Source organism: Nocardiopsis sediminis (assembly GCF_042650565.1).
In the GTDB taxonomy this organism is placed as follows: domain Bacteria; phylum Actinomycetota; class Actinomycetes; order Streptosporangiales; family Streptosporangiaceae; genus Nocardiopsis_B; species Nocardiopsis_B sediminis.
Genome location: NZ_JBHSBH010000008.1, coordinates 160,349 through 184,097, shown reverse-complemented (window position 1 = coordinate 184,097; position 23,749 = coordinate 160,349). Strand labels below are relative to the sequence as shown.

At 70.2% G+C, this 23,749-nt stretch carries 15 protein-coding genes; 6 read left to right on the top strand and 9 right to left on the bottom strand.

What is annotated here, in order from left to right; genetic code table 11:
• Positions 1-39: 39 nt before the first annotated feature.
• Positions 40-1,584, top strand: a complete 1,545-nt coding sequence (locus ACFOVU_RS12575; RefSeq protein ID WP_378533108.1) for an FAD-dependent monooxygenase — start codon at positions 40-42, stop codon at positions 1,582-1,584.
• The gene (locus ACFOVU_RS12570; RefSeq protein WP_378533106.1) at positions 1,581-2,210 is read left to right on the top strand and encodes a TetR/AcrR family transcriptional regulator; all 630 of its coding nucleotides are present in this window, start codon (positions 1,581-1,583) and stop codon (positions 2,208-2,210) included. The genes ACFOVU_RS12575 and ACFOVU_RS12570 overlap by 4 nt, the downstream gene beginning before the upstream one ends.
• A 95-nt stretch (positions 2,211-2,305) precedes the next feature.
• Here the strand turns inward: ACFOVU_RS12570 and ACFOVU_RS12565 are convergent, their stop codons facing one another.
• The 3 genes from ACFOVU_RS12565 to ACFOVU_RS12555 form a co-directional block, all read right to left on the bottom strand.
• Entirely contained in the window at positions 2,306-3,841 is a 1,536-nt protein-coding gene (locus tag ACFOVU_RS12565) for an acyl-CoA synthetase (protein WP_378533104.1), read from the bottom strand.
• A gap of 21 nt (positions 3,842-3,862) precedes the next feature.
• The gene (locus tag ACFOVU_RS12560; RefSeq protein ID WP_378533102.1) at positions 3,863-5,170 is read right to left on the bottom strand and encodes an MFS transporter; all 1,308 of its coding nucleotides are present in this window, start codon (positions 5,168-5,170) and stop codon (positions 3,863-3,865) included.
• A gap of 83 nt (positions 5,171-5,253) precedes the next feature.
• Entirely contained in the window at positions 5,254-6,117 is an 864-nt protein-coding gene (locus ACFOVU_RS12555) for a p-hydroxycinnamoyl CoA hydratase/lyase (protein WP_378533100.1), read from the bottom strand.
• A 64-nt stretch (positions 6,118-6,181) separates the two neighbouring features.
• Here ACFOVU_RS12555 and ACFOVU_RS12550 point away from each other — a divergent pair, with 64 nt between their 5' ends.
• Positions 6,182-6,676 (top strand): MarR family winged helix-turn-helix transcriptional regulator, encoded by a 495-nt coding sequence (locus tag ACFOVU_RS12550; protein WP_378533098.1) that lies wholly within the window; start codon positions 6,182-6,184, stop codon positions 6,674-6,676.
• Positions 6,677-6,748: 72 nt separating this feature from the next.
• On the opposite strand, the gene ACFOVU_RS12545 is transcribed toward ACFOVU_RS12550, so the two are convergent.
• The 4 genes from ACFOVU_RS12545 to ACFOVU_RS12530 all read right to left on the bottom strand — a co-directional run bounded on the left by ACFOVU_RS12545 (position 6,749) and on the right by ACFOVU_RS12530 (position 9,891).
• Entirely contained in the window at positions 6,749-7,330 is a 582-nt protein-coding gene (locus ACFOVU_RS12545; RefSeq protein ID WP_378533096.1) for a hypothetical protein, read from the bottom strand.
• Positions 7,331-7,425: 95 nt separating this feature from the next.
• The gene (locus ACFOVU_RS12540) at positions 7,426-7,575 is read right to left on the bottom strand and encodes a hypothetical protein (RefSeq protein ID WP_378533095.1); all 150 of its coding nucleotides are present in this window, start codon (positions 7,573-7,575) and stop codon (positions 7,426-7,428) included.
• Between the two features lie 394 nt (positions 7,576-7,969).
• A complete protein-coding gene (locus ACFOVU_RS12535; protein ID WP_378533093.1) occupies positions 7,970-9,217 on the bottom strand; it encodes a DUF418 domain-containing protein in 1,248 nt (415 codons plus the stop codon).
• 20 nt (positions 9,218-9,237) lie between these two features.
• Entirely contained in the window at positions 9,238-9,891 is a 654-nt protein-coding gene (locus ACFOVU_RS12530) for a hypothetical protein (RefSeq protein ID WP_378533091.1), read from the bottom strand.
• A gap of 117 nt (positions 9,892-10,008) precedes the next feature.
• On the opposite strand from ACFOVU_RS12530, the gene ACFOVU_RS12525 reads away from it, so the two are divergent.
• Positions 10,009-10,611, top strand: a complete 603-nt coding sequence (locus ACFOVU_RS12525; RefSeq protein ID WP_378533089.1) for a TetR/AcrR family transcriptional regulator — start codon at positions 10,009-10,011, stop codon at positions 10,609-10,611.
• Positions 10,612-10,646: 35 nt separating this feature from the next.
• Here the strand turns inward: ACFOVU_RS12525 and ACFOVU_RS12520 are convergent, their stop codons facing one another.
• Positions 10,647-11,606 (bottom strand): AraC family transcriptional regulator, encoded by a 960-nt coding sequence (locus tag ACFOVU_RS12520; protein WP_378533087.1) that lies wholly within the window; start codon positions 11,604-11,606, stop codon positions 10,647-10,649.
• Positions 11,607-11,719: 113 nt separating this feature from the next.
• Between ACFOVU_RS12520 and ACFOVU_RS12515 the strand changes: the two genes are divergently transcribed.
• A complete protein-coding gene (locus tag ACFOVU_RS12515) occupies positions 11,720-12,472 on the top strand; it encodes an SDR family NAD(P)-dependent oxidoreductase (protein WP_378533084.1) in 753 nt (250 codons plus the stop codon).
• Between the two features lie 521 nt (positions 12,473-12,993).
• On the top strand, positions 12,994-13,386 hold the full coding sequence (locus ACFOVU_RS12510) for an ester cyclase (protein WP_378533082.1): 393 nt from the start codon (positions 12,994-12,996) through the stop codon (positions 13,384-13,386).
• A 367-nt stretch (positions 13,387-13,753) separates the two neighbouring features.
• On the opposite strand, the gene ACFOVU_RS12505 is transcribed toward ACFOVU_RS12510, so the two are convergent.
• Positions 13,754-14,362, bottom strand: coding sequence for a TIGR03086 family metal-binding protein (locus tag ACFOVU_RS12505; RefSeq protein WP_378533080.1), 609 nt, complete (start codon positions 14,360-14,362; stop codon positions 13,754-13,756).
• Positions 14,363-23,749 lie beyond the last annotated feature (9,387 nt).

The following is a 23,749-nucleotide window of genomic DNA, read 5'->3' as shown; positions in this document are numbered from 1 at the left end:
TTAGTATACGGATACGTTCACGTATACAAAGGAGCGATGATGCAGTCGACCGAAGTGCTGATCATCGGGGCAGGGCCGACAGGGCTGACACTGGCCTGCTCCCTCGCCGCACACAACGTCCCGGTCCGCGTGGTCGACGGCGCCCCAAGGCCCGCCGTCACCTCCCGCGCGAACATCCTCCACGCGCGCGGGGTCGAGGTACTCGACCGGCTGGGAGCGCTGGGCAGCCTGCCCGAGCAGGCCCTCGCCCCCCTGGGGATGGAGATGCACGTACAGGGCCGCCCGCTCACCACGATGCGCTTCGCACCCGTCGACGGCGAGTCGGTGCAGGCGTTGTTCGTCTCCCAAGCGAGCGTGGAGAGCGAACTGCGGCGCCGGCTGCACGAACTGGGGACCGAGGTCGAATGGGGTACCCGGCTGACGGACCTCGAACAGGACGACGACGGCCTCACCGCCCGGTTCGCATCCGGGACGCCGCTGCGCGCGGCCTGGGCGGTGGGCTGCGACGGCGCTCACAGTACCGTGCGCGGCCTCACCGGCATCGAATTCCCCGGCGTGCCCGTGGTCGAGCAGTTCCTGCTCGCGGACGTACACGCGAGCTGGGACCGGGACCGCTCGACGTCGGCCGGGTGGTTCCACCGCGACGGGATCCTTCTCGCGATCCCGATGCGGGGCACCGGCGAGGAGGAACGCGAGGACGGGGACCTGTGGCGCCTGATGGCCGACGTCCCCGCACTGTCCGCCGACGAGCGCCTGAACGAGCAACAGATCATCGATCGGTTCGAGCAGATCATCCCCGTCCGCTCCGGCGATGGCGGCGTGGAGATCCGTGACGCGCAGTGGACCTCGGTCTTTCGCATCCACCGCCGGTTGGCGGCGGACTACCGGCGCGGACGCGTCCTCCTGGCCGGAGACGCCGCCCACATCCACAGTCCGATCGGCGGGCAGGGGATGAACACCGGCATCGGCGACGCAGAGAACCTCGGTTGGAAGCTGGCCCTGGTCGCCGCGGGCCGCGCCGACACCGGACTGCTCGACACCTACACCGCCGAACGGCGGCCGCTGGCCACCGAAGTGCTCGCCAACACCACCGCCAACACCAAGATCCTGGTGGGAGAGCGGGCCGTGACACGCATGGTGCGCGATCACCTGTTCGTCCCGCTGCTCAACCTGCCCGCCGTTCAGCGCAGCGCGACCAGGACCGCCTCCCAGCTCTGGGTCACCTACCGCAAGGGGCCGCTGGGCGAAGCCCGCAGAGGCCACGGGCCACACGCCGGCGATCGCGTCCAGGACCTCGACTGCCGGCGCGCCGACGGGACACCGACCCGGCTCCACGCCGAACTCGGCCGCGCTTGGGCGCTCCTCGTACCGCCCACCGCGGCCGATCCCGGCGAACTCATCGCAGCGGCGCGCGGGTATCTTGGCGAGCATGTCACCGTGCTGCGTCCACAGAAACCCGCAGGTGAGGGCATCGTGATGCTCGTGCGACCCGATGGCCACCTCGGCTGGCAGGGCCCTGCCGCGGTCGCCGACCTGACACGCTGGCTGACCGGAGCGCTGGGCCGTCGGCAGGCGCCGGTATGACCGCCGATGGGACTCCGGCGCGGCGCAGCCCCGGCCGTCCGCGTGATCCGGAGGCCGACACGGCGATCCTGCGGGCCGCCGTCGAATCGCTCATCGAACGGGGTGTCGACCAGACCAGCATCGAGCACGTCGCCAAACGCGCCGGGGTCACCAAGGTGACCGTCTACCGCCGCTGGCGCACGAAGGAGGACCTGCTCGCCCAGGCCATCGAGTCGGTCCGTGCTGAGCTGCCCAATGTCGCCCCCCGCCTTGCGCCGGGGGTCCCGTTGACGGAGGTGATCGAGCAGCTCCTGCCGCAGTGGGGCAAGGCGATCGCCGATCCGCGCTTCCGCGCCTTGTCGGCCCGCCTCCTCGCCGCCGGCACCAGCCACCCGACCCTGCTCAAGGCCTACCGGACCCACCATGTCCTGCCGCGCCGCGAGCGAGCCCGGGCGATCATGCTCCAGGCGCAACTCGACGAGCAGCTCGAACCGGCGGCCGATGTCGACATCCTCATCGACATGATGGAAGGGGCGATCATCCATCGGCTCCTGCTCGACCCCGAGCCGATCACCCAGGAGGATGCAACGCAGTACCTGCGCCGGCTCCTCGCGCAGGCGGGGTTCTCCATCCGGCCCCCCGGATGACCGGCACGCACTACCTGAGGCGGTCGCCGCCCGTACGGAGCGGGATCTCCTCGAAGTCCCCAGACAGCCGAGCGTTCGGCGAGGAAGGGAGAGCCCTACGCTCCCGTCGATCCGTCCGGTGCCCGGCCCTTGTCCGCGGGGGCGAGGCGGCTGCGAAGCGCCGGCTTGTCGATCTTGCCGACCCCATTGCGCGGAAGCTCGTCGGCGAACGTGATGGTCGCAGGGAGTTTGTACCGGGCCAGCCTCTGTGCCAAGAACGCGTACAGTTCGTCGGTGCCGGGCCGCCGACCGGCAACGGGCGCGACCAGGGCCGCGCCGGCCTCCCCCCAGGCCGGGTCCGGCACTCCGACCACTGCGCACTCGCGCACGGCGGGGTGGTCGGACAGGGCGGCCTCGACTTCGGACGGGTAGACGTTCTCACCGCCGGTGACGTACATGTCCTTCAACCGGTCCACGATGCGGAAGTAGCCCTCGTCGTCGACCTCGGCGGCGTCGCCGGTGTGCAGCCAGCCCTCGCGCAACGCCGCCGCTGTCTCCTCAGGCCGGTTCCAGTAGCCCGGGGTGACGTTGGGGCCCTCCACCAGGACCTCGGCCGGGCCGGGACCGGAACCCGCGATGCGCACATCGGTGAAGAACGCCGCCACTCCGGCGCTGCCGGCCTTGCGCCGGCAGTCGGCCGCGGGCAGCAGCAGGGCTCCCGGGGCGGACTCGGTCATGCCGTATCCCTGCACGAACGCGAGCCCGCGACCGGTGTAGCGCTCGATGAGCGCCGGAGGAACAGGGGCACCGCCGCACAGCAGCAGCCGCAGGCCGGAGAGGTCCGCCGACTCCCAGCGCGGCGAGTGGGCGATCCGGTCGTACATCGTGGGGACGCCGAACATCACGGTCACGCCGTCGTGCTCCACGAGGTCCAGGGTGCGCTCGGGGTCGAAGCCCTCCTCCAGGATCAGCCGCCCGCCCTTGAGCAGGGTGGGCAGGCACAGCATGTTCAGCGCCGCTGTGTGGAACATCGGCGCGCTGACCAGTGCGGTGTCGGTGCCGGTCAGGTCGGTGTCGACCAGCGTGTTCAGGCAGTTCCAGGTGACGTTGCCGTGGGTGAGCACCACGCCCTTGGGGCGGCCGGTGGAGCCGGAGGTGTAGAGCAGGAGGAAGGGGTCGGCGTGCTCGACGGGCCGGTCGATCGGCTCGGGCCGGGCGGCGGCGACCGCACGGTCCAGGTCGTCGTCGGCGTCACCACCACCGGCGATGAGGAGCCCGCCCACCAGGCCGGCGTCGCGCAGGGCGGTGGCGTCGGCGGCGCGGCGGGCGTCGGCGACGAGGACAGCGGGCGAGCTGTCGCGCGCGAGGGCCGCCAGCTCGGCCGGCGCTAGGCGGGTGTTGAATGGGGTGAACACCGCGCCCAGCAGCGCGGTGGCGAACATGGCCTCAAGGAATTCGGGCTGGTTCGGGCCCAGGTAGGCGACGCGGTCGCCGCGTGCCACCCCGCGCACCTCCAAGGCGTGGGCCAGCCGTTGGGAGCGCTGGTCGAGTTCGCGGTAGGTGGCGGCGCGTCCCGCGTGCACGAGGGCGGTGAGCGTGCCGGCAGCGCGGCTCCTGCGGCCGGGCCATGATCCGACGCCGTGGTTGCGCATGGCGGTCCCTTCGACCCGATGTCAGATGGTCCGCAGGTCGCGTGCGGAGGTTTCCGGGGTGAGGATGATCGCCAGCGTGGCCAGCAGGGCCATCCCGGCGAGGTAGATCCCCACGGCGCTCGATCCGCCTGAGGTGGCGAAGAGCGCGGTGGCGGCGATGGGTGCGAGTCCGCCGCCGATCACGTTGCCGATCTGGTAGCCGACGGAGATGCCGCTGTAGCGCACACGGGTGGGGAACAGCTCCGCCAGCAGCGCGGGCAGCGGACCGTACTGGGCGGAGACGATGATGACCGCGAAGCCGCACGCCAGGAGTGCCCAGCCGAACGAGCCGCGGTCGAACATCGGGAAGAACAGCAGGCCGATCGCGATCTGGGCGAGGCCGCCGCCGATGAACACGCGGCGCCGTCCCAGCACGTCGGTCAGCGCCGACCAGCCCAGGATGGCTCCGAGCTGCACGGCGCTGGCGAGCGTGACGATCACCAGGAGGGTGTTCCGGGAGTACGACAGCTCCGTTGTGCCGTAGGACAGGGTGTAGGTGAGGACGATGTAGCCGAGCCCGGTGCACGCGGCCGTGGCGAACGCGGCGCGCAGGACGTTGAGCGGGTGGCTGCGCAGGACCTCGACGAGCGGGGCGGGGCGCAGGGCGCCGGGTGTGCGCCGGTTCTCCTCGAACAGCGGGCTCTCGCTGATACGGCGGCGGATCACGTAGCCGACGCCGATGAGGACGATGCTGGCGACGAAGCCGAGCCGCCATCCCCACGCGGCGAACGCCTCGGCCGTGGTGGTGGAGGCGGCCAGCATGACAAGGTTCGCCGCGATCGCTCCGGCGGGCACGCCGAGCTGTGGGGCTGCGCCGTACAGCCCGCGGCGCCCCTGGGGCGCGTGCTCGACGGCCATGAGGGCGGCCCCGCCCCACTCCGCGCCCACGCCGAGCCCTTGGGCCAGCCGCAGGAGCACGAGCAGGATCGGCGCGGCGACGCCGATCTGGGCATAGGGCGGCAGCAGCCCCACCAGGACCGTCGCCCCGCCCATGACGAGCAGCGACACCACCAGCATGTGCTTGCGCCCGATGCGGTCGCCCAGGTGGCCGGCGACGATGCCGCCGAGCGGGCGGGCGGCGAATCCGACGGCGAACGTGGACAGGGCGGCCAACTGGCTGGCGACCGTGCTTTCGGAGGGGAAGAACTGGGGACCGAAGACGAGCGCCGCCGCGGCCCCGTAGAGGAAGAAGTCGTACCACTCGATGCTGGTACCGATGAAGCTGGCGACGGCGACCTTGCGGGCCTCGCGGTGGGCGGCGGTGGTGGGGGGTCGGGAAGGGCTGGCCACGGTGTTCTCCGTTCCGGGGGTGCCCCTGAGCGGTGGAGGGATGCCCGGTGCCGCGCCTCCTGCCGGGCCGTGCGCGCGCCTGCTCAGCCGCGCGTGTAGTGGCCGAGGCCGGGGCGGAAGCTCTTATCGTCGAGGAACTGCTTCATGCCGCGGCTGCGCCCCTGCTCCGGATCCCGGAACTGCGACTGCTCGAGCTTGGCGTAGAGGTAGTCCTCGGCCTGGTCCCAGGGCATCGCGGCGGCGACCTTGTAGCCGGTCTTGGCGGCCCGCAACACAACGGGGTTCATGCCGGCGAGGCGCAGGGCGAGTTCCCGGGTGCGTGCGCGCAGGGAGTCGGCGGGAACTGCCTCGTTGACCAGGCGCATCCGGGCTGCGGCGCGGCCGTCGAAGGTCTCGCCCGTCATGATGTGGTAGAGGGCGTCGCGCTGGGGCACGACGGAGGCCAGCGCCCGGCTGACGACCCCTCCGGGCGGGATCCCCCAGTTGATCTCGGACAGGCCGAAGCGGGCCTCCTCGTCGGCGATGGCCAGGTCGCAGGCGATCAGCGGCGTGAAGGCTCCGCCGAAGCACCAGCCGTTGACCATGGCGATCGTGGGCTTGTGGTAGGCGGCCAGCCGTCGCCACTGCCAGTCCGCGGCGGCGCGGCGGACCCGATTCTGTAGTGCCGGGTCGTCGGCCGCGTCGACGTCGCGGAAGTACTCCTGGAGATCCATGCCCGCCGTCCAGGCGTCGCCGGCCCCGGTGAGGACGAGCACGCGGCAGCGCTCGTCGCCCTCCAGGGCGTCCAGGGTTCGAACCATCTCGTCGTTCAGTTCGGGGTTCATCGCGTTGCGCTTGTGGGGGCGGTTGAGTGCGACCCAGGCGATGCCCTCGTCGAACGTGACGAGGACCGTCCTCCCCCAGGGTCCGGGCGCATCGCCCGGCGGGGCTTCGGCACCAGGATCCATAGCAAACTCCTTTATATAAAGGATTTTGATAATGTGTAACAAGGGCCTTGATACCCTGTCAACCATGACGGAACCCGCCCGTGCGGCCGACGACCCGGGACATGCCCCGCGCGACGCCGGCCCGCGCATCATCTACCTGGTCAAGCGAGTCGAACTCATCGCACGCGCGCAGCTGGACCAGATCACCCGCGAGCACGGGCTGACCACGTTGCAGTACACCGCCCTGAGCGTCCTGCGGGCCCAGCCGGGGCTGTCCGCCGCCCAGCTGTCCCGCCGCTCCTTCGTGAGCCCCCAGGCCGCGACCGAAATGGTGGGCGCCTTGGAGGCCAAAGGGATGATCACCCGTGAGCCCGACGCCGCCAACCGCCGCGTCCTGCGCGCCCACCTGACCGACACCGGGCACACCGCCCTGAACGCCTGCGACCGCGGCGCCGACCGCATCGAAGAACTGATGCTCCGCGACGTCTCCCCGGACGACGCCGCGGCCCTCCGCCGCGCACTCACCGCCTGCGCCTCAGGCCTGGGCTCCGCCGACGGGACCGACACCGTACACGCCTGATCTCCCTGCTCACCTGCACGCCCGCGCCTCCGCCGAGCCGTATGTCCACTTTGGGGTGATCCTTGGCGCGCTTCAGGTGGTCGGCCACCGGATGGTCCAGTGGGTGTCGCACACGGTGCACCACCAGGACCGGCCGGGGGGAGAGTCGGCGGTCCATCTGATGCGCGAGTCGTGAACGCCACAGGACGGACAGGTCGGGAACGGGGCGCCGTCGGGCGTCCGGGGTGAGCCCCGGACGAAGGCGGCCGCTCGGGCTGCCACTGCGGACTCACCGTTGTAGACGATCCGGGCGAGATCGCCGTTCACGGGGATATCAAATCTGTCCGCGATCGCCTCCGCAGTTGTACCCACCCGGCTCCGCAACTCGCTCACCGCCGGCCAGAGCTCATCGATTCGGCTTTGCGCGCGGTGAATCCGGGTGAGACATCTGCGCACGGCGGCCTGCATGTCACGCAGGTGGTCACGCAACGCGGCGGACTCACATTGCGGGATCTGCTCGGCCAAATAGTCGCGCAACCGCTCCGCGGATTCGATGACCGGCTGGATACGCTCGGCTTCGTAAGGGTCGTAAAGCATCCGGTGGTCTTCCAGCCGATGCACGATCTCCCGCGCCCGCCAATGGTCGCTCTTTTCGTGCTGCCAGTTGAAGCCCACACCGGTCGCCGAGATACTGGCGCCAGTGAATCTCCACCTGGTGTCAGGATTGCGCTTCGGCCAAAACCGCATCGCTGATCGTCTCCCGAGATTCGTCAGGCGCAGCAGTAAGGGGCAGCAGCCGGTGTCGTCGGCATGATGTGGTCCATCGCGCCTGGGCGCCACTGGTTGCAGCCCGCCCCGAACCGGCCGGACCCGGCCTCGCGGCCGACCGTGATCTTCTGGCGCAGTCGGGTCGTCTTCATGGTTTCCTTCGAGGGTTGTTCCTCTCTGCACCCTGGCGAGCACGCAACATGATCGCCATCGCATGGCCGGTACCGGACATGCCGACGATCACCTGACGCCGTCGTTGGGCGGTTCCCCCATCGCCCTCGGTGTCGAAGCGGCCGCCGGAGGCGGGACTCACCTGCGGCGGCTACGCGGCCGCGTCCCGTTCGGGTCCGATCACGTAGCCGCTGCGTGGCCGGGCAAGGCCGCAACGCGTGCGGCCGCGCCCACTCGCCAATCGGCAGGTACCGCGCGATGAACTCCCCCTTATCGTCCGTCAGTTGCACTCGAGTCACACACGACGATCTACCGGCTCAGAGCCTCGGAGCGGGGCCGAACCCGGGGATTGATCACGACTCGATACGCGCCCTCTCAGTCGTTGCCCGACCGCACCGCCCGGTAGGTCAACCCACGCAGCAGCACCTCCGCCGGGCCCCGCCTGCCGGTGCGGTCGAGCGCATACGCCACGGCGACGGTCACCAGCCAGGTGGCCACGGCCACCAGCATCGCCGACCAGCTCGACAGGTACACCCCCAGACCCAGCCCCCAGGCGGCCAGCACCGGCCCCCACACCAGCGACTGCGCCAGGTAGCCGCTCATCGACCGGCGGCCCAGGGAGACCAGCGCCCGCACCGGCAGCGACCGCTGCCGGCCGCGGGTGGCGATCCAGTGCGCGATGAGGCCGAACAGCGCGGCATAGCCCACTCCGGTGAAGATCCCGGCGTACAGGTGCAACCCGGAGAACACCGGCACATAGGCCGGCGCTATGGCGCCGATGTGCTGGAGGGCCAGCGGCAGCCCGGCCAGCCAGCCGACGGAGATGCCGGCCACGGCGAGGCGGCGCAGCAGCGGCAGGTGGCGCGCGGGCTCGTCGAGCAGGCGGTGGCGGGCGGCCAGCAGCCCGATCAGGAACGCCGTGGGCAGCGCGAAGGTGAACAGGCCGGAGACCAGCACCGCCCCCCAGTCCGACAGGCGGATGGCGGCGGAGGGGAGGTAGCCGGTCTCGGCGATGCTCATGCGTTGGACGTCGGCGACGGGGACCGCGTCGGCCGCCGGGGCCACCAGGCCGGCCGCCGCCGTCGCGGCGCTGTACAGGGCCCCGGCCGCCAGCAGGACGGCGATCCAGGCCTTGAGGGTGCGGTCGCTGCGGTTGAGGAAGAGGGGGACCATGATCAGACCGATCAGGCCATAGGTGCCGATGATGTCGCCCTGCCACAGCAGGAGGGCGTGGACCGCGCCGAACAGCAGCATCCACAGGTGCCGCCGGCGCAGCAGGCGGCGAGCGTCGGCAGGGCCGGCGCCCCGGGACATCTGCCGGGCGTAGAGCTGCCCGACCCCGTAGGCGAAGAGGAAGCCGAACATCGTGTAGGCGCGGGCATCGACGATGATCACGGTGAACGCCTGGGCGATCCTGTCGGCGAGGTTGCCGTCGGCGGGGTGAAGCAGGGCCAGGCCGGCAGGGGCGTCGTAGATGAACCACGGCACGTGGGCCAGGGCGATCAGCAGCAGCATCATCCCCCGTGCCAGGTCGGGGGCCAGGGACCGCTCGGACAGCGGAGTCGAGCGCACCGGGCCGCCGGCCGACGGGGCCGGCGCGGGATGGGGGTTGCGGATGGTCATGTCGTCCTTTCGGTGGGGGGTCAGTTGCCTGCGCCGTCGAGTAGCCAGGAGTGGCGCAGCCGGAGTGCACGTTCCGTGCTGCCCAGCGCGGCGGCGAGAACGAGCGTGATGTTGAGCCAGAACGGCAGCAGGATGGGCGGTGTGAAGGTTCCGGTCACCTCGTTGACCGGGGGGATCTGCGAGATCGGTCCGAGAGCCTGCAGCAGGTTCAGGCCGATTCCGACGATGAGCACGACCACCGAGACGAGCCCGATGCAGCGGCTCAGATTCGGGTGCTCGCGGTGGAGGCGGGCGCGGCGTCCCTCGGGGGATCTCGGGTCGGGGGTGAGCTGTTGCTCTGCGCCGCCGGTGGTGACGTAGTGGCAGCGTCTGAGCCCGAAGGCGCTCATCGCGACCTCGATGCGACCGCCCGGGACGGGGAAGGCCGCGGGCATCTTGGACTGGGCGCGGTGTCTGCCGTCGCGGTACAGGTGCGCCCTGACGTCACCGTCCTCTTGCTCGCCCCAGTGCGAGACGTCGACCGCGTACTCCATTTCGCGCCCGTCGTCGCCGGGGAGGCGGATGTAGAAGAGGGAGCGGCCGAGTAGGTGCCACCAACGGAAGCGCTTCAGTTGGCGTCCGTCCCCGTCCTTGACGCGTGCTGCCGCCCGCCGACGGCGCCACTGATCGAGCATGCCCTCTCCCCGTCCTGAACCGTCCGGTTTCCAACACACTGTGCTAGCGACAGCAGAGACTAACACACCGTGCTAGTACGGTGTGCTAGTAGAGTTGGGGAGGAGGTGGAATTGCCCATGACCGAATCAGCCGACTCGAAGCCGAGCTCTCGCGAGAGGATCCTCGTTGCGGCCGCGACGATGGTGAGTGAGAACCCCACCGCACGATTGAGCGTGCGGGCGGTCGCCGCCAGGGCCGGCGTGAGTACAGGCTCACTCCGGCACCACTTCCCGACGCAGCGCGCCCTTCAGGACGCGGTGCTCGCCGGCATCTACGGCCTGGCCTTCCCGAGCGACCCCATCCACGACACGGACACGCCCGCGCGGGACCGGCTGGTCGGCTGCCTGCGGCAGATCATCGCGCCCGTCGGGACCGGACAGCAGGCGAGAGAGGCTTTGGGCACGACCTACCGGATGCTCATCGCCGCCGAGCCGACCGAGGACACGCGACAGGCGTACCTCGCCATTGAGCGGCAGATGCAGCACCGCGTGGAGCACTGGCTGTCCGTCCTCGCCGACGAAGGATCACTCCCCGAGGGCGACAACGCTCAACGCGCGAAGTTCCTGCTCACTGTCATCAACGGCCTCACCCTGGAAAGGGCGCTACCCGGCTCGGAATCAGCCCTCATATCCGAGAACGCGACCTTGTTCGCCGCCGTTGACAGCGTCCTGAGCGGCTAATGGGCGCGGCGCAGCCGGGCACCGGCGCGCCTGCCTCAGCTTCCGTTCGCGGCCGAGCGCGATGGCTGACGTGCCTGGTTGCGGAACTGTGCGGGCGATGAGCCGACCACGCGGCGGAACGCGGTGCTGAACGCGCTTTCGGACAGGTAGCCCGTCGCTTGTGCGAGCTCGGAGATCGACAGCGTGTCGCGGGCGAGGGCGTCGCGGGCGAGGCTCATGCGCCATTGGATCAGGTACTCCAACGGCGGGACCCCGACGTGGCTCTTGAAGGACTGGGCGAAGGCGGAACGCGACATGTGGCTGATGTCGGCGAGCTCCTTGAGGCTCCAGGAGTGGGCCACGTCGGCGTGCACGGCGCGCAGGGCGGCACCGATGCCGTCCTCGTTCAGGGCGCCCAGCCAGCCGGTGGGCCGGTCCGTTTGACCGGCGTGAGCGCGCAGCATGTGCACGAGCAGGATCTGTGCGAGGTGGTTCTGCACCAGCGGGCCGCCGGCGGCGGTGACTCCGACCTCGGTGGCCAGGAGGTCGATCAGCTGCGCGAGTCGATTGCCGTGAGGATCGGCCACGCGGACGATCACGAGCGGCGGAAGGAGATCGGTCAGCAGGGCCGCGTTCCTGTCGTCGAACGCGATGTGCCCGACGCAGAGGTAGAGGTCCTCCTCGGCCTGCGGGCCGATCCGCACGAACCCGTCTTCGGCACCCGCCAACACCGGCTGCGCAGGGCGCGGGCGTGCGTCGGGCGTGCTGGCCAGCACGTAGGGCGGCGGGTTGCCGAGCATGAAGGTGTCCCCCTCGTGCAGGAGCACCGGCTCGTGCCCGTCGAGGATCAACCAGCACGTGCCGCGCACGAGCCCGCCGATCCGCACGTGCAGGAACGTGTCGAAGCGCAACGCCCACTCCCCCGCGGCCAGGAGGCTGGGCCCGATCACCGTGCGGGGCCGGAGCAGGCTGATCGCGTCGGCCACGGGATCCCGAAAGCCGAGCACCAACGACACCTCCTGGACGATACGTAAAGAATGGCGGATTCTGCATCATGGATAGTATCGCCGATTTCCCGCAGTATCGATACCGAACGGATCGGCATCGAGACAGTGATGGAGACACCCACATGGGACAGCTGGAAGGCAAGACGTCGGTGGTCACCGGGGGCAGCACCGGTATCGGCCTGGCCACCGCCCTACGGCTGGCGGACGAGGGCGCCTACGTGTTCGTCACCGGCCGACGCGAATCCGAACTTGAGGCCGCCGTCAAGACCATCGGAACCGACCGGGCGACGGGGGTGGCCGGCGACATCGCCAAGAAGGCCGACCTGGACCGGCTCTATGACGCGGTCCGGGCCCGGGGCAAGGGGCTGGACGTGCTCGTGGCCAACGCGGCGGTCGGTGCGTTCGTGACGCTGGAGCAGACCACCGAGGAGCACTTCGACCACACCTTCGCGGTCAACACCCGCGGCACGCTGTTCACCGTGCAGAAGGCGCTCCCGCTGCTCAACGACGGAGCCTCGGTGATCCTCACCGGCTCCACGGCCGCCGACCGCGGCGTGGAGGCGTTCGGCGCGTACGCGGCGTCGAAGGCGGCCGTCCGGTCCTTCGCGCGCACGTGGTCCACCGAGCTCAAGGGCCGCGGCATCCGGGTCAACGTGGTCTCGCCGGCATGGATCGAGACTCCCGGGGGCACCGCCGCGTTCGGCGACGAGGAGACCGCCCGGGCCGTCAAGGAGAATGTCGCCGCGACCGTGGCCAAGGGCCGCATGGGCCAGCCCGAGGAGGCCGCCGCGGCCATTGCCTTCCTGGCCTCGGAACAGAGCAGCTACGTCGTCGGCGCGAACCTCTACGTCGACGGCGGAGAGAACCAGATCTGAGCAGGCACCCCACGCTGCGTGGCACCCGAAGCGTCCCAGGTTCCATGCCGCCACCATCGCCCGGGCGCACTCGCTCGGCGACGGCGCGGGCCGTGGCGATGCGGGCGGTCATGGCCGTGGGGTGGTGCGCGAACGACTCCCCACGTCGAGACCTCCGCGGCGCTCCCCCGCGCCTCCACGTCGCCCTCCCACCCCGCACGAGGGGGCTCGGCGACGACGGCCAGGTGCCGGTCGAACTCGCGGCCCCGGACGCGACCGCGCTGGAGGCGATCGGATGGAGCCTGCCCGAACGGGTTCCGGACGACCGCCGCCGACGCGCACACCCCCATCTACGGGCCGCGTCGCGGGGCCCACACATCGGTCCAGGCCCCGGAGAAGCACATCCGTGACGGGATGACGACCTGGACCACCGACCCCGAACGCTACGTGCGGACCAAGACGGCCGACGAGATCGCGACGGATGTCGCACGTGAACCATGAGCACACGAATACAGCCCGGCCACCGGGCGAGAAGGGCGATCATGTCCGACTTCGACATGCGCGAGTTCTACGACCGCTACTGCGAGGCGCTCAACGCGCATGAGTTCGACCGCATGGACGAGTTCGTCCACGAGTCCATCCTCTCGCACGGAGAGCCGGCCACTCGCGCCGACGTCGTTGCGGCACTTAAGAGCATCACCGACGCGGTTCCCGACTTCCACTGGGAGATCAAGGAGGTGGCGATCAACGGAGAAACCCTGGCCTGCCACTCCGTCAACCACGGCACCCCCACCAAGGAATGGCTCGGGGTGGCCCCCACGGGCGCTGCGATCGAGATCGACGAATTCGCCATCTACCGGATCCGCGACGGCAAGTTCGCGCAGATGTCGGCCGTCCACGACGCCGAGGCCCTGAAGAAGCAGCTCGCGGGCTGACCCCGCCGGGCCCGGACGCGCAGAGCCCGACACACGCGGCGCCCCGCCGGAACCGGCGCGGCGCCACATGCCCAAGCTCGCCCAGCGCGCGCCCGGCCACGCCATCGCCGCGAACGGCCGTCGCCGAAGGCCAGGTCCCGGTGGTCTTCGGCGCCGGCGCGACGGTCGCCTGCGAGGTGCCCGGCAGGCCGACGCCGACGTCGCTACCGTCGTGGCCGCAGATCGCGCGCGTCAGCCCGATCGCCACCGCCTTGGCCGTGGGATCGTCTCCGCAGACCGGCACGTCCACGCGCGAGGGGGCACCGCGCTGAAGGAGTCGATACCGCGGTGAGCGGTGCGGCGGGACCCTCCTGGTCCGCCGCACCGCTCACCCACGCTGGGTGACGGGTGCCGGTGTCCACTCCGGCGATCGGCCCGCGAAGCCCAGCAGCCGGTCCAGCGCCGTGGCGTCCACGCTCACGGGCACTTCAGGGGCGAAGGGCATGCCTTCGCCCCGGAATTCCGGCTTGATCTGGTCGGCGAGCAGCGTGTGCGCCTGCTCCGACGCGGCGGGATCGGGGTCCCATGCCTGACCGGTGGCGCGGGCGATGTCCCAGCCGTGCACCACAACCTCGGCGACCAGCATGCTCAGCACGTAGTCGCCGCGGAAAGTACCGCCCAGCGCGGGCACCCGCACCGAAGCCGTCTCGATGCCGTCGGCGAGTGCGGCACGCACGGCCCCCGACAGTTCACCGATCGCCGCGACCAGGACGTCGGTATCGTCGGGGCCGGTGTAGTTGCGCGGGTCGGGCCGCTGGTCGCCGTCGGGGTCGGCTAGGACGACGGTGAAGTACCCGATCCCGCCGAGCAGGTGCCGGCGCAACGAGACCACGTCGAGGCCGGCGCACGGCGTCGGCGCCGTGTCCTGATCGGGGGGCGTCGCACCGATCACGCGCGCCAGGTCGTCAAGGACGGCAAGTACTGGGTGAGAGGACATCGGTTCCTTTTCGGTCGTGGGGATGGGCGAGAGCCGACGAGACAGGCTCGTCGCCCATGGATTCGTGCGATCTCCGCGGGGAGGGGTGTGTTCCGGCCGGGAACCCCCCAGGGACACGGACCATCGCATAGGCAGGGGCGTCCTCGGCGGCGCGCGTACCGAACGTGCCGGTGAGGTAGTGCGGGACGTCCACCACCGTGCCCACAGCATCAAGGGTTTCCCTCCCCTGGGCCTATTCCTGACCGCCGGTGTCCTGGTAGGCCGCTCGAACGACGGCGCCGGCGTCAACGCGATCGGCCTCCCTCAGAAGGCGATGGATCTCATTGACGAGGCCCGCCGCAGAGCCCGGCTCGCCGCCATCGAGCCTGCCGACGATTTCGGGGTCGCCCAAGCGTTCCGTGATGAGGGCCAGTGTCGTGCGGTGGAAGTCGGTGAGCCGGCCGGTAGGTCGATCCTCGCCCGGCTCGGCCACGGCCGCCTCGGCGATGGCGATCACATCGTCGCGGTAGTACAGGTGCAGGTGCCGGCTGATGTCGTTTACGCGGCGCCTGACCGTTGCCGGCGATCGATCGGACGCATTGGCGATGGCCTCGTCGTCCAGCCCTCGCCTCATGAGGTTCAGGACGTCGAGCTGGCCGACCGTCAACCCGGCCAGGTATCTACGGGCGAGTTCATGGATGCGTTCGCGAGCACGGTCCTCGCTGCTCGGCTCAGGGGCGCCAAGGAAGACATCGCCAGGGATGTCGGGCCGGGCCTCGGAGTCGACGGTCCGCTCCGAGCCGGGCGCTGGGGCGTCCGGAAGGAACCCGCGGTCGTCGGGCGCGTCGGGGCCTCCGTCATGGTCGCCGGGGACAACATGGAGGTCCTCACGGTCGCTGGAATCGGAGGCATCGCTGTCAGTCTCATCGGAACTGACGGCAATGGCCTCCGGGACCTCCGGGCCGGCTGCCGAGGCCGTGGGGGGCGCCTGGCCGCTGTCGGCGGTGGCACGGGCGAGGCCGGCGCGGCGGGCAACGACTCCCGCCTCGGCACGGTTGTGGACCTTCAGGGTGTCGACGACCGCGCTGACCAGACGAGCGGCCCGGTCTTCACTGATGAATGTGCCCTTTCGCGTCTTGACATGCCGGGCGATCTGGCCATTATCCCGTTCGGCTCCCAAATGGACGAAGACCTCGTATTGCTGATCCGTCAGTTTGTTGATCCTGTCCGCAGCCTGGGCGAGGCGCTCGCCGGCGGGTCCTTCAGCCGGGGCCAGCTCGGCGGCGCGGGCGACCGCAATCGCCTCGCCGCGGTCTCGCACCCCCAGGCGGTGAACGAGGCTCCTGACACCCTGTGTGACTCGGGAGACACTCATGCGGAGCTCTTCCCCGATGTCGCCGTTTTGCTTAGGCAGGAGGCCGAGGAGCTGCCGCCGGGCGTTGTCCAGGACGCCGACCCGGGTGAGGGCCCGTTCCATTAGAGCCCCGTGCCCCATGTCACCGGGGGCGGAGTCGTCGGTCAGTTCGGCGGCACGGGCTACGGCGACCGCCTGTTCGCGGCCCTCCACACCGAGGGAACCCGTGACCCCTTCCATGAGGGCGGAGAATGCGGGGCCCGGTCGGATATCGAGTCTGGTGAAGATCTCCCCGTCGGTGCGCTCGGCCCCCAGAGCGACGAGGAAGTCGAATTCGCGGTCGCTCAGTCTGCTGATGTTTCCCTTAGCCCGGGTTAGTTGCTCGGCGGTGAGTTCCCTGGCCGGGGCCAGGGCGGCGGGGGCGTCGGGAAGGCTTTCGGGATCCCCACCACGGCCGGGGGCATAGCCGGGGTCGGCGGATCGGGCCGGTTCCGGTGCCCGGGACCGGATGCCATCGCGACCCTCGTCGTCGGAGACGCCATAGAGGTCGTCGCTGTCGCTGGCATCGGAGGCATCGCGGTCGGCGTCGGCGGCTTCCCGCGACCGCACCGGAGCAGAGGCGTAGAAGCCGTCCACAGCACCACCGGAGTCGGACTCGCCCTCCACGGCCCGGACACGATCCCTTTGCACGCCACCTTGGCCACCGTCGGAATCCACCTCGTCCCGGCCCTCTCCCGGTATACGCGGTTCTCGCGGTGCGGCCTCACGGTTGAGCGCGCCGCCGAACAGCTCGGCAAGGCTCTGGCCGGGCGACGACTGCGAGGGCGCCGGGGGTCGTGGGAGGTCGCGGTCGGGGGTGGGAGGCCCTGATGCCAACCGAGCGGGGGCGGAAGACGGCGGCACAGGCACCTGCCGCTCCGGCCCGGAGGAGCCGACGCCGTCCTCGGTCCCGACCGGGCCCCGGCCGTCGGAGAGGCCGTCGGAGGTGTCGCGGATGTCGTCGGTAGCGGCACCGCGTCGACCCGAGCCAGCGCCGCCGGTGCGGCCATCGCCGCCGCCTGTAGCGCCGGTGCCAGGCCCGGGGTCGGGCCTCCGCCCACCACCGCCGGAGTAAACGTAGAGATCCCCGTCGTCGCCACCTTCTGAGTCGGAGCCGGAATCATCGTCATCGACGAACATGGGCTCCGGGTCGGATGCCCCTTCCTGGAAAGTACCGTCGAAGTCGAAGGAGAACCCCTCACCGTCGAACGTGCCCGCCGCATCCAAGGCGTCGATGATGGTGCTGCCCGTGCCCCCGCCGGGATCCTGGTCCTGCCCGCCGGTGTCCTGTTGTACCGCTCGAACGACGGCATCGAGGTCCACGCGGTCAGCCTCCCCCAGAAGGCGACGGATGTCATTGACAAGGCCCGCGGCCGAGCCCGACTCACCGACATCGAGCCTGCTGACGATGACGGGATTCCTCAAGTTTTCCTCGATGAGGTCCAGCGCCCTGCGGTGGTCGTCGGTCAGCCCCCTCCCGCCTGCCCCGGCGGTACCGCGGCCGGATCCGCTCGCGGTCCCCGGCCCCTGGCCGGCAGCGAGATCCGTGCCCAGCTCGGCCGCGCGGGCGATGGCGATCACATCGTCTCGGGAGTGCAGGTGCAGGTGCCTGCTGATGTCCCTTACGTGACCCCCGACCGTTTTTGGCGACATCCGGGGCTTGAACGTTTCGGAGATGGCCTCGTCATCCAACCCTTGCCTCATGAGGTTCAGGATCCCGCGCTGGCGAAACGTCAACCCGGCCAGGTATCTACGGGCGAGTTCACGGATGCGTTCGCGAGCGCGGTCCTCGCCGGCCACCTCAGGAATGCCAAGGAAGACGTCGCCAGGAGCGTCTGGCAGGACCTCGGAGTCGACGGTCCGCTCGGCCGCCTCGGCGGTGGGCGCCCCCTGGGCGCCGACCCCCCCGTCAATGAACATGTCGGTGTCGAAGCCACCGCCGAACGTGCCCTCCGCATCCAAGGCGCCGATGAGGTCGCCATCGCCGAAAGCGTCCTCCTCCCGCGAAGCGGTATCAGCGGTCGCCTGGTAGCCGTGGTAGGCATCGCCGGAAGGGCTGGGCGCCCAGCCCGGGATCGGCACCCATCCCGCGGGCACGATCTCGGCCTCCACGAACAACAAATCCTCCACACCCGCGCCCGGCACCCGCTCGGCGGGGTGCCGGTAGGCGGCGTGAACGACAAGACGTGCCCCCCGCGCCACCAGTACACGGCCCGGCCCGTCTTCGGGCTCCCCGGCCACGTAGACGGCCGGGAAGCCCTGAGGGACACGGACCATCACATGGGCGGGGGCGTCGTCGGCGGCGCGCGTACCGAACGTGCCGGCGAGGTAGTGCGGGACGTCCACCACCGTGCCCACAGCATCGCGGGGATGGCCGGGGTTGATACCCAACCGGCCCAGCAATCCCGCCCCGGCCCCCAGGTGCACGGTGACCGCCACCGGCAGCACCGCCAACCCCAGAACAGTGTCGACGTCGCCGACGATCCACCCGAAATCGTCGCGGTCATCGGGTACGACATCGCCGCCGGCCAGCCCCTCATCGACCATGTCCCGGAGATGGTCGATGTACTTCCTGAAGGAATCGGCCTGGAGTTCGGTGGTGTGCAGGGCGTGGGCGCCCTCCACCGAAGCCACCGCCCCCTCCACGGTCTCCACGATCGGCAGGTACATCCGCGCCCACTCATCAGCGGCCACATCATCGACCCGCGCACGGACAGTGTTACCCATGCCCCCGCCGGGATCCTGGTGCCGGTCAACGCCATCCCAAAGCGCAGGCGCAGGCAACGGGGTACGGCCGATCTGGCCATCGACAGAACCGCCCTGGGGGCGGGGGGCGTCGGGGAACTGTCCAGTGTCACTCGTCGCCGAGGAGCCGATACGGGGCGTGCCGGTGTCGGCGTGGGAGGCAGGCTCGAAGCCGGCGATGAGACGACGGACGGCCCCGGGGTTGAGGTGGCGGAGGTCGGGCTGGAGGTTGTTGACGCGGGCCTCGTGGGCCAGTCCGCTTTTGCCGTCCACTCCCACGCGGGCGTAGATCTCGACAAGGCGATGCCCGATCGTGCCCTGCGCTATTCCTGTCAGTGCTTGGATTTGTTTGATGGTCTTTCCCTTCCCGGCGAGGAAGGCGATGTTGCGGTCGTCACCCTCGAGCGCCGTGACCGGGATGATTCGGGTACCGGGGGCGTAGGCGGGGGGATCGTTGAGGGCGTCCGAGCGCTGTCCAGGATTGCCGGGACGGGCCGGGAAGACCTGGAGCTCCGCGTCTTCGGCGGAGTGGTACCCGATGTCCTCCAGCCGGTACCGGTAGACCAGGTCGGCGAGGAACTCCTCAAACGTGCGGGCATCCTCACTGTGCTTGCCGTCCTTGCCAGCTGCCAGCCCAGACAGATCAATACCCTTCAGGGGGACACCCGCCCCCCGATCACCGGCATCGGCATCGGCATCGGCATCGGCATCGGCATCGGCATCGGCCGACCGTACCGGCTCCGAGCCAGGCGCGGGATCGTAAAAACGGTCAAAGACCCAATCACCCGAAACATCACCGCGAGACACCCCCTCACCGCCGGACAGCCCTTCACGGCCCGACGCACCAGAACCCTCAACCGCACCACCGCCAGCGCCGACAGCACGAGAAGCAACGCCGGGAAGCAACCCATCACCACCCACGACGCCGCTAACACCTCCAACCCCGGCATCAGACCCCTCCTGGGCACCCCCCTCCCCATGAACACCCACGTCCGCACCACGGACACCGTCCACATCACCGAACTCCTCAAGCCGGTACCGGCGGACGAGGCCATCAACGAACCCCTCGAACTCCGGCCCCCGCTCCCCGCCCGACTTGGGATCACCCGAAGCGCTCGAACCCGGTGCGACCGGACGGTCGCCACCCCACGGACCACCGACACCGGCGGCTTCCCGCGACCGCACCGGGCCAGGAGGATAGAAACCGTCCACATCGCCATCAGAGTCGGACTCATCGTCCACGGCCCGGCCACGATCCCTCTGCACGCCACCCCGGCCACCGTCAGAATCCGCCCCGTCCCGGACCTCTTCCTGCCCGCGCGGTGCCTGCGGTGCGGCCTCGCGATTGAGCGCGTTACTGAACACGTCGGCCAAGCTCTCCCCGGGCGACGACGGCGGAGGAGCCTGCCGCTCCGGCGCAACAGAGACGGCGACACCCTCGGTGGCGTCCCGGCCCCGCCCATCGGAGGTGTCGTGGACGTCGTTCTCGCGAAGGCCGGCCGGGGGTGCGCCTTGCCGGGTCCGGGACCCCGAGCCACCGGCGTGGCCATAGCCACGGCTACCGGGCCCACCGCTCCCACCCCCAGAAGCGGTGGGTCCCTGCCCAGAGAAGGAAGCGCCGCCGCTGCCACCGGACAGGGCACCCGCACCGCCGCCCGGAGGCGGAGGATCATCGGGCCCACGCCCACGCCCGCCATGGCCACGGCCGTGTCCCTCCTCAACGTCGGAGACGTCGTAGAGGTCTCCCTCGGAGTCGGAGTCCTGTTCCGCCGCACGACCGACGGCGTCTGCGTCAACGCGGGCGGTCACCTGCACACGGCGATGGATTTCGTCGATCAGGCCGGCGGCCGAGCGTCGATCTCCGTCCTTGAGCTTGGCGGCGATGCCGGGGTGCGCCAAGCCCCGCTCGATGAGGTACAGCACCCTGCGCGTGTAGGGGGTCAGCCCGCTCGCGAGTTCCCGGGCGGTAGCGCGGTCGGGTGCGACCGCTGCGCGATCAGCGGCGTCCATCGCGGCATCCATGGACTCACGGAAGATGTAGGTCGCCTGCTCCCGGCTGTTTACGTTTAGGCGCCTGTAGATCCCGTTGGCCCCGGAGACGGCGGTCCCGGACGCGCCGAGGTCCCAGAGAATCTGCTCCGGAGGTCGATCATCCTTGTCGAGAAGCTGGAGGAGTCGGCGCTGGTGAGGCGACAGCACACTCAGACGTCCGTCGCCGAAGCCGGGGTCGGGCCCGAGAAGACCGCCGGGCTCGAGGTCGCTGGTCGCATCGGCCGCGCGGGCAATGGCCTCCGCATCGTCGCGATCGCCCGCGCCCAGGCGATCGTAGATTTTGGAGAAGTTCCCGGAGCCCGGGATGTCCTTGTTGCTCCGCCCCTGCTTCATGAGGTCCAGGGCGTTGCGCTGGGGGGGCGTGAGTACCTTCAGGAATATACCGGCGAGTTCACCGATGAGTTCGCGAACACCGTCCTCCCCGGTCAGCGAAGAGCTCGGTTCACCCTGGCCAGGGTCGGAAGCATCGGGGAGGTCGCTGAAACCGTCCGCGTCACTGTCGGAGCCGGAATCGGAGGAGTCGCCGTCCTCACCACGGGAATCATCAGGCAGCGCCAGAGGGGTGGCGGGCCCGCCGGAACGATCCCCCGCACCGCCCTCGTCACCGGAGTAGCGATACAGGTCGTCGGCGCCGTTGTGGCCGACGGCGTTTTCCGGACCGGGGTCATCGAAGGGGCCTGCGTCCCTCCGGAAATCAAGGAGGGGGTCGCCTTGGGGACCCACGAAAAGGTTTCCGGCAGCCTGCTCCAGGGCGGGGCGGGGAGCAGCGGGGAGATCGGGGGCGTCGGGAAGGTCACCGCGGTCGTCGTCGGCCATGGCCTCGTCTCCGGCTCGCGGGACCGAGGTGCGCTCCGGGCCGCCGCCGGCGGTGGAGGCAGTGGAGAGCACGCCGGCGGCGACAGCCGTACGACCGACGGCGTCTGCGTCAACGCGGGCGGTCACCTGCACACGGCGATGGATTTCGTCGATGAGGTCGGCGGCCGAGCGTCGCTCTCCGTCCTTGAGCTTGCCGGCGATGCCGGGGTGCGCCAAGCCCCGCTCGATGAGGTAAAGCACCCTGCGCGTGTAGGGGGTCAGCCCGCTCGCGAGTTCCCGGGCGGTAGCGCGGCCGGGTGCGACCGCTGCGCGATCAGCGGCTTCCATAGCCGCTTCCATGGACTCACGGAAGACGCCGGTCGCCTGCTCCCGGCTGTTTACGTTTAGGCGCCCGAAGATCCTTTCGGCCCCGACAACCTCGGAGGTCTGCGTCTTGTTGCCGAGGGCCCGGAGAATCTGCCCCGGAGGTCGATCATCCCTGTCGAGAAGCTGGAGGAGTCGGCGCTGGTAAGGCGACAGCACACTCAGACGTCCGTCGCCGATCCCGGGGTCGGGCCCGAGAAGACCGCCGGGCTCGAGGTCGCTGGTCGCATCGGCCGCGCGGGCAATGGCCTCCGCATCGTCACGATCGCCCGCGCCCAGGCGATCGTACATATTGCTGATGGTGCTCGCGGAAGCCGGGATGTCCTTGTTGCTCCGCCCCCGCTTCATGAGGTCCAGGGCCTCGCGCTGGCCGGGCGTGAGTACGTTCAGGAATATACCGGCGAGTTCACCGATGAGTTCGCGAACACCGTCCTCCCCGGTCAGCGAAGAGCTCGGTTCACCCTGGCCAGGGTGGGAAGCATCGGGGAGGTCGCTGAAACCGTCCGCGTCACTGTTGGAGCCGTCCTGCTCGCCGTCGTCCACAGCCGGGCCACGCGTCCCCCACTCCCCTGAGCCCCGGCCCGAGCCGGCGCCGCCGGTACCACCGGTGCCGTCCCGCCGGGTATCTCCTCCCGAGCGCGACGGGCGCGGAGCCGAAGAGGCCCCGTCCTGCCCACCCGACGCGGAAGGAGCGGGTGCGGGAGGGTCGTCATGACCGTCGGAACCCGAAGAGTCGACGTCCATGTCGTCGGCGTCGGAAAGATTCCCGTCCTCGCCCTCGGAGTCGGAATCGGAGGAGTCGCCATCCTCACCGCGGGAATCACCAGGAAGCTCCAGAGGGGTGGCGGGCCCGCCGGAACGATCCCCCGCACCGCCCTCGTCACCGGAGTAGCGATACAGGTCGTCGGCGTCGTTGTGGCCGACGGCGTGTTCCTGACCGGGGTCATCGAAGGGGCCTGCGTCCCTCCGGAAACCAAGGAGGGGGCCGCCTTGGGGACCCACGAACAGGTATCCAGCAGCCTGCTCCAGGGCGGGACGGGGACCAGCGGGGAGATCGGGGGCGTCGGGAAGATGACCGCGGTCATCATCGACCATGGCCTCGTTGCCGGCTCGCGGGACCGAGGTGCGCTCCGGGCCGCCGCCGGCGGTGGAGGCAGCGGAGAGCACGCCGACGGCGACGGCCGCGCGGGCGACAGCACCGGCCTGGGCGCGGCTGTTCACCCCCAGGGTGTCGATGATCTGGCCGACGTACACGGCGACCGGGAAGTCCCCAACGGCAGCGCCAATAGGCGGCCTGACGCTCCTGGCGATCTCCTGGTCGCCCAGCCCGTCCCCCAGATACCACAGAACCTCGCGCTGCCTAAGGTCCAGCTCGCCGATTTTAGCCCTGAGCATCTGCTCAGTGCTGACCGCCACGGGAGCGGGCGCGGGGTCGTCATCATCATCGGAATCCGAAGAGTCGACGTCCATATCGTCGGCGTCGGAAACAGACCCGTCCTCGCTGCCGGAGTCGTCGGCTTCAGCGCGCTCGGCCGCCTCCAGATGGCGATCGATGTCCTCAACGAGCAACTGAGCCGAGCCTGGGCTGCGGTCATCGAGCCTGCGCCGGATGTCGGGCCGGGCGCTGTCCGCCAAGCCCCTCTTGATGAGGGCCAGCGTGCTGCTCTGGACGTCGGGATCCATGTCTCCCTGGGCCGCGCGGGCGATGGTGGTCACATGGTCGGTGGAGGGCACACCCAGGTGGCTGCGGATGTGGTGGATGTTGTTGACGACCGTGGATTGCGCCAGCTTCGGCGTGAGTCTGGCGCCGATGTCCTTCTTGTCCACTCTCTGTCTCAGAAGGTTCACAATCTTGCGCTGGAGTGGCTTAAGCCCCTCCAGGTATCTGCGGGCGAGTTCACCGACGTGTTCGCGTGCGCGGTCCCGGTCGGTCTGTGCCGTGCCCGGCTCACCGGCGGCCAGGCCACTGCGGGCAGCCGGGGCACCGTCGAGAAGGAACGTGTCGTCACGCACGTCAAGGAAGATCTCGCCGAGGGCGT